Annotated in this window: 7 protein-coding genes; 6 read left to right on the top strand and 1 reads right to left on the bottom strand. The window is 69.7% G+C overall.

What is annotated here, in order from left to right; all coding sequences use genetic code 11:
• Positions 1 to 208: 208 nt before the first annotated feature.
• Positions 209 to 1,354, bottom strand: coding sequence for a 4-hydroxyphenylpyruvate dioxygenase (hppD, locus tag KV205_RS31020; protein WP_265868117.1), 1,146 nt, complete (start codon positions 1,352 to 1,354; stop codon positions 209 to 211).
• 121 nt (positions 1,355 to 1,475) lie between these two features.
• On the opposite strand from hppD, the gene KV205_RS31015 reads away from it, so the two are divergent.
• The 6 genes from KV205_RS31015 to KV205_RS30990 all read left to right on the top strand — a co-directional run bounded on the left by KV205_RS31015 (position 1,476) and on the right by KV205_RS30990 (position 6,549).
• Complete coding sequence (locus KV205_RS31015; protein WP_265868115.1) at positions 1,476 to 1,958, top strand: Lrp/AsnC family transcriptional regulator; 483 nt, start codon at positions 1,476 to 1,478, stop codon at positions 1,956 to 1,958.
• A 28-nt stretch (positions 1,959 to 1,986) separates the two neighbouring features.
• A complete protein-coding gene (locus KV205_RS31010) occupies positions 1,987 to 2,634 on the top strand; it encodes an ABC transporter permease (protein WP_265868114.1) in 648 nt (215 codons plus the stop codon).
• A 40-nt stretch (positions 2,635 to 2,674) separates the two neighbouring features.
• Positions 2,675 to 3,928: a betaine/proline/choline family ABC transporter ATP-binding protein gene (locus KV205_RS31005; RefSeq protein WP_265868128.1), complete on the top strand. Its 1,254-nt coding sequence runs from the start codon at positions 2,675 to 2,677 to the stop codon at positions 3,926 to 3,928.
• A gap of 56 nt (positions 3,929 to 3,984) precedes the next feature.
• Positions 3,985 to 4,797: an ABC transporter permease gene (locus KV205_RS31000; RefSeq protein ID WP_274711067.1), complete on the top strand. Its 813-nt coding sequence runs from the start codon at positions 3,985 to 3,987 to the stop codon at positions 4,795 to 4,797.
• A complete protein-coding gene (locus tag KV205_RS30995; RefSeq protein ID WP_265868113.1) occupies positions 4,794 to 5,807 on the top strand; it encodes a glycine betaine ABC transporter substrate-binding protein in 1,014 nt (337 codons plus the stop codon). Before KV205_RS31000 ends, KV205_RS30995 begins: the two co-directional genes overlap by 4 nt.
• 85 nt (positions 5,808 to 5,892) lie before the next feature.
• Entirely contained in the window at positions 5,893 to 6,549 is a 657-nt protein-coding gene (locus KV205_RS30990; protein WP_265868112.1) for a transcriptional regulator, read from the top strand.
• Positions 6,550 to 6,601: the final 52 nt, after the last annotated feature.

Raw genomic sequence — 6,601 nt, 5'->3', positions numbered from 1 at the left:
GGGTCCAGGCGCAGGTGCGGAACGCGCCCGCATGGGCGCCGTCCCGTGTGCCCACCCGTCCCGCCCTGCGGGACGAACGCCCACACGGGAGGTGGCGGCGGTGCCGGAGAACGCCCCGGGCGAGCCCCCCGTACCCGCCCGGGGCATGCGGGGGCCCGGCCCCGGGACGTACCCGGGGCCGGGCCCCTCGTATGGGGGGGAGCGGCGGTCAGAGGTTGCCGCGGCGCTCCTGCTCGCGCTCGATCGCCTCGAACAGGGCCTTGAAGTTGCCCTTGCCGAAGCCCATCGACCCGTGCCGCTCGATCATCTCGAAGAAGACGGTCGGACGGTCCTGGACCGGCTTGGTGAAGATCTGCAGCAGGTAGCCGTCCTCGTCGCGGTCGGCGAGGATCTTCAGCTCGCGGAGGGTCTCGATCGGCACGCGCGTGTCGCCGACCCACTCGCCGAGCGTGTCGTAGTACGAGTCGGGGGTGTCGAGGAACTGGACACCGGCCGCCCGCATCGCGCGCACCGTGGCGACGATGTCGTTCGTGGCGAGGGCGATGTGCTGCACGCCCGCGCCGCCGTAGAACTCCAGGTACTCGTCGATCTGCGACTTCTTCTTCGCGATCGCCGGCTCGTTGATCGGGAACTTCACCTTGAGTGTGCCGTCGGCGACGACCTTCGACATCAGCGCCGAGTACTCGGTCGCGATGTCGTCGCCCACGAACTCCTTCATGTTCGTGAAGCCCATGACCTTGTTGTAGAAGCCGACCCAGTCGTTCATCTTGCCGAGCTCGACGTTGCCGACGCAGTGGTCGATGGCCTGGAAGGTGCGCTTGGCCGGCGGCTCGACGATCGGGGCGGCGGCGACGTAACCCGGCAGGTAGGGGCCGTCGTAGCCGGAGCGCTCGACGAGGGTGTGGCGGGTCTTGCCGTACGTGGCGATGGCGGCGAGGACGACGGTGCCGTGCTCGTCCTTCACGTCGTGCGGCTCGACCAGGCCGGTGGCGCCCTGCTCGACGGCGTAGGCGTACGCGGCTCGGGCGTCCGGCACCTCGATCGCCAGGTCGACCACGCCGTCGCCGTGCTCGGCGACGTGGGAGTCGAGGAAGCGGCCCCACTCGGTGGTGGCCTTGATGACGGAGGTGAACACGAAACGGGCGGAGCCGTTGGTGAGGACGTAACTGGCGGTCTCGCGGCTGCCGTTCTCCGGTCCGGAGTACGCGACCAGCTTCATGCCGAAGGCCGTGGAGTAGTAGTGCGCGGCCTGCTTGGCGTTGCCGACGGCGAAGACGACCGCGTCCATTCCCTTCACCGGGAAGGGATCGGCCTCACGCGCGGTGGTCGGGGTGTGATCGATGGTCTCAGTCATGGAATGAGCGTCCCGCCGACTCGCAAGGTGCGCAATAGTTTCTTGTTCCACTGGTCAATCTGCACAGCGACCGTTCAGTATGGGCGGACGACTTGTACATGATGACCACCGGGAGGCCGCCGTGGCGATCGATCATCTGGACGGGCGGCTCATCGTGCTGCTCGCGCAGGAGCCCCGGATCGGGGTCCTGGAGGCCTCGCGCCGGCTCGGGGTGGCCCGCGGCACCGTGCAGGCCCGGCTCGACCGGCTTCAGTCGAATGGAGTCATCAGCGGTTTCGGCCCCCAGGTCGACCCCGCCGCGCTCGGCTATCCGGTCACCGCCTTCGCCACCCTGGAGATCAAGCAGGGCCAAGGCGCGGACGTGCGCGGGCACTTGGCGACCGTGCCGGAGGTCCTCGAACTGCACACCACCACCGGCCACGGCGACATGCTGTGCCGGCTGGTGGCCCGCTCCAACGCCGATCTCCAGCGGGTGATCGACCGGGTCGTCGGTTTTGATGGCATCGTCCGGGCCTCCACGGCGATCGTCATGGAGAACCCGGTCCCCCTGCGGATCATCCCGCTGGTGGAACAGGCCGCGGAGGACCCGCTTCCGCCGCGGTAGCCCTACAGCGCTTGCGGAGGGGTCGCGTGTGAGCTTCTGGGAGTACGTGGTCAGTCGCCACCAGCAGCTGCTCACCGACGCGTACCAGCACGCCAGCGCCGTCTTCCAGTGCATGGTGATCGCCACCCTGCTCGGGGTGCTGATCAGTGTCCTCACCTATCGCAGCCCGTGGGCGGGGAACCTGGCGATCCTGTCCACCGCCTCCCTGCTCACCATCCCGTCGCTCGCCGCGATCGGTCTCCTCATCCCGCTGGTCGGCCTGGGCGTGCCGCCGACCGTGATCACCCTGACGCTGTACGGACTCCTTCCGGTCGTACGGAACGCGATCGTGGGGCTGCGCGGGGTCGACCCGAGCCTGGTGGACGCGGCGACGGGCATCGGCATGTCCCGGCCGGCCCGGCTGCTGCGCGTCGAGCTGCCGCTGGCCTGGCCGCCGATCCTCACCGGCATCCGGGTGTCGACCCAGATGCTCATGGGCATCGCCGCCATCGCCGCGTACGCCTCCGGGCCCGGCCTCGGCAACGAGATCTTCCGCGGCATCGCGTCCCTGGGCAGCGCCAACGCGATCAACCAGGTGCTCGCCGGGACGCTCGGCATCGTGATCCTGGCGCTGCTCTTCGACGGGGCGTACGTGTTGCTCGGCCGGCTGACGATTCCGAGGGGGATCCGTGTCTGAACCCGTGTCCGAATCCGTCCGCGGTGCGAGCGCCAACGGCATGAACGGGACCGGCATGAACGGGACCGGCGGTGTGCACGGCGCGACCTCCGGGGCCTCGATCGAGCTGGAGGGGCTGACCAAGCGCTACCCCGGCAACCCCAACCCCGCCGTGGACGACGTGAACATGGAGATCAAGGCGGGCGAGACGGTCATCTTCGTCGGCCCGTCCGGCTGCGGGAAGTCCACCACCCTGAAGATGATCAACCGGCTGATCGAGCCGACCGCCGGCCGGATCCGGATCGGCGACGAGGACGTCACGAAGATCGACCCGGTGAAGCTGCGCCGCAAGGTCGGTTACGCGATCCAGTCCTCCGGGCTCTTCCCGCACATGACCGTGGCCGAGAACATCGCCCTGGTCCCGAAGATGGTCGGCTGGTCCAAGTCCCGGACGAAGGACCGGGTGGAGGAGATGCTCGACCTCGTCGGGCTCGATCCGCGCGAGTTCCACGGGCGCTATCCGCGCCAGCTGTCGGGCGGCCAGCAGCAGCGGGTGGGCGTGGCGCGGGCGCTGGCCGCCGACCCGCCCGTGCTCCTCATGGACGAGCCCTTCGGCGCGGTCGACCCGATCACCCGCGACCACCTCCAGGACGAGCTGATCCGGCTCCAGCACGAGCTGCGCAAGACGATCGTCTTCGTCACCCACGACTTCGACGAGGCGATCAAGCTGGGCGACCGGATCGCGGTGCTGCGGGAGCGCTCGCACATCGCCCAGTTCGACACCCCGGAGGCCATCCTCACCAACCCGACGGACGACTTCGTCTCCGGTTTCGTCGGCGCGGGTGCCGCGCTGAAGCGGCTCAACCTGACCCGGGTACGGGACGTGGGCATCGCCGACTTCCCGACGGTGACCGTCGACGACCCGCTCCAGTCGATCTTCAACACCCTGCGCGAGGGCCGCCACAACGAGCTCCTGATGCTCGACCGGCGCGGCCGCCCGTACAAGTGGCTGCGGCGCGGCGACCTGATGCGCGCCAAGGGCTCGCTCGCCCGCGCGGGCACCCTGGTGCACGACACGGTGACCCGGGACGCGACCCTGCACGACGCCCTGGAGGCGGTGCTCCTCGACAGCGGCGGGCGGGTCGCGGTGACCGGGCGGCGCGGCGAGTACATCGGCGTGGTCGACATGGAGACCCTGATGAACTCGGTCCACGAGCTCCTGGAGGCCGACCGGCTGACCGCGATCGAGCACCAGCACGACCTGGAGGTGCATCGCGCCCATCTGACCGAGCAGGAGCTGGAGGGCGGGGCGTGAACGGCGGGAGTGGGGGCGGTGGGGGAGGTGGTACGGAGCCGGGGGGCGCGGAGGCGCTGGTGGAGGGGCCGGCCGAGGTGGAGGGCCCGGCCGAGGAGGAGCCGCCGCCTCCCCCGCGGGCCGCGGCGCCGCGCCGGATCACCTGGCGCAAACTCGTCTTCCTGCCCACCTTCGTGGCGGTCGTGCTGCTCGCGACCTTCCTGTGGATCTCCAACGTCGATCTCGACTCCATCGCGCGCAACGCCCTCGCCGAGGGCGTCGTGTGGCTGCGGCTGCGGCAGCACATCCAGCTGACCGCGATCTCCACCTTCTGGGTGCTGATCATCGCGATCCCGCTCGGCATCGCCCTCACCCGGCGCGGCCTCAGCCGGGCGGCGCCCGTCTTCACCACCATCGCCAACATCGGCCAGGCCACCCCGGCGATCGGTCTGCTCGCGCTGCTCGTGATCTGGATGGGCATCGGCGCTTCGACGGCGATCGTCGGCATGGTCATCTACGCGGTGCTGCCGGTGCTCTCCAACACGGTGGCCGGCCTGAAGGCCATCGACCCGCAGCTGGTGGAGGCCTCCCGGGGCATCGGGATGTCCTCGTTCGGCACCCTCTCCAAGGTCGAACTCCCGCTCGCCGTCCCGCTGATCCTCGCGGGCGTGCGCACCGCCCTGGTCCTCAACGTGGGCACCGCGACGCTCGCGACCTTCGGCGGGGGCGGCGGCCTCGGCGACCTGATCACCTCCGGCATCCAGACCCAGCGGATGCCGGTCCTGGTGCTGGGCTCCGTGCTGACCGTGTCGCTCGCGCTGATCGTGGACTGGCTGGCCTCGCTCGCCGAGCTGGTGCTCACACCGCGCGGCCTGGAGGCGTCGGCATGAGCGGGCGACAGGGGCGCGGACGCGGGTACGGAGGACGTACTCGGACGCTGCTGGCGGGCGGGCTCGCCGGGGTGCTGGCGCTGGCCGTCGCCGGCTGCGGGCTGAAGAGCGGTTCGCCGATGGTGGACGAGGTCTCGCCCGGTTCGGTCGGGCAGGGCCGGCCGCTGGAGGGCGCCTCGCTGACGGTCACGTCCAAGAACTTCAGCGAGAACATCATCCTGGGCCAGATGATCGGCCTGGTCTTCAAGGCGGCGGGCGCCGAGGTCCTGGACCGCACGAACCTCGCCGGTTCGATCAGCACCCGCGAGGCGATCGTGAAGGGCGACGCCGACGCGATGTACGAGTACACGGGCACGGCCTGGATCACGTACCTCGGCCACGCCGAACCGATCGTGGACCCGCAGCAGCAGTGGGAGGCGGTGCGCGACGCGGACCGCGCGAACGGGGTGGTCTGGCTGCCGCAGTCCACCCTCGACAACACCTACGCGCTCGCCATCAGCCGTAAGAACAACGAGAAGTACAAGCTCAGGACGCTCTCCGACGCGGCCGCGCTCGCGAAGAAGGACCCGTCGGCGGTGACGGTGTGCGTGGAGAACGAGTTCGCCTCGCGCGACGACGGACTGCCCGGCATGCAGAAGGCGTACGGCATGGACCTGCCCGCCTCGAACATCCAGAAGATGGACGCGGGGATCATCTACACCCAGGTCTCGAAGTCCGACTCGTGCCTGCTCGGCGAGGTGTACACGACGGACGGCCGGATCAAGGCGATGGACCTGACCGTCCTGGAGGACGACAAGCACTTCTTCCCCAACTACAACGCGGCGCCGGAGCTGAACGGCAAGGCCTTCGCCGAGCACCCGGAGATCGCCGACCTGCTGAACCCGGTGACGGCGAAGCTGACGACGGAGGTCGCGCAGGACCTCAACGCCAAGGTCGACGTGGAGGGGCAGGACCCGCACGAGGTGGCGAAGGAGTGGCTGATCAAGGAGGGGTTCATCCAGGGGAGTTGAGTCGCCGCCCCTCCCCCGGATGAGTTGCAAAGAAGTTCTGCAAAAAAGGGTTGCAGAGAGCTCTTTGCAACTCTACGGTTGTTCCATGCCCGAGAACGAGCACGAGAAGAACGAGCGCGGGGAGAACCGGCGCGGGGAGAACCAGCCCGGGGAGAACCAGCCCGGGAACGAAGCGCCGGTGAGCCGGGTCCTCGACCCGCGCTCCCTGCGGGCGCTCGCCCACCCGCTGCGCATCCAGATGCTGCGCGCCCTGCGCCACCACGGCCCGGCCACCGCCTCCCAACTCGCCGACCGGCTCGGCGAGTCGAGCGGCGCCACCAGCTACCACCTGCGCCAGCTCGCGGCCCACGGCTTCGTCGAGGACGCCCCGGAGCTCGGCAAGGGCCGGGAGCGCTGGTGGCGGGCCATGCAGCAGGGCACCACGTTCGACGGCGCGCTGTACAAGAACCCGGACCCGGAGGTCCAGGGTGCTGTCGAGGTCTACCTCCACGAGATCGCGAACATCCACACCACGGAGCTCAACACCTACCTCGGCACCCGCGACCAGTGGGACGAGGTCTGGCGGGACTCCTCCGACATGAGCGACTTCACGCTCCACCTCTCGCCCGAGCGCGCACACGAGCTCAACGAGAAGATCCACGCGCTGATCGACGAGTACCGGGACAGCGCCGACCCCGAGGCGCCGGACGCCCAGCGGATACGGATGCACCTGCACGCCTTCCCCCAGCACGGCGTCAACTGACCGCGTTCCCCTGCTCCCCCGCCCTCCGTCCTCCGCCCTCCGCCCCCACGCA

Origin of the sequence: Streptomyces sp. SKN60 (assembly GCF_026236535.1) — a bacterium.
In the GTDB taxonomy this organism is placed as follows: domain Bacteria; phylum Actinomycetota; class Actinomycetes; order Streptomycetales; family Streptomycetaceae; genus Streptomyces.
The sequence above is the reverse complement of the archived record's forward strand: the minus strand, read 5'-3'. Positions and strand labels throughout refer to the sequence as shown.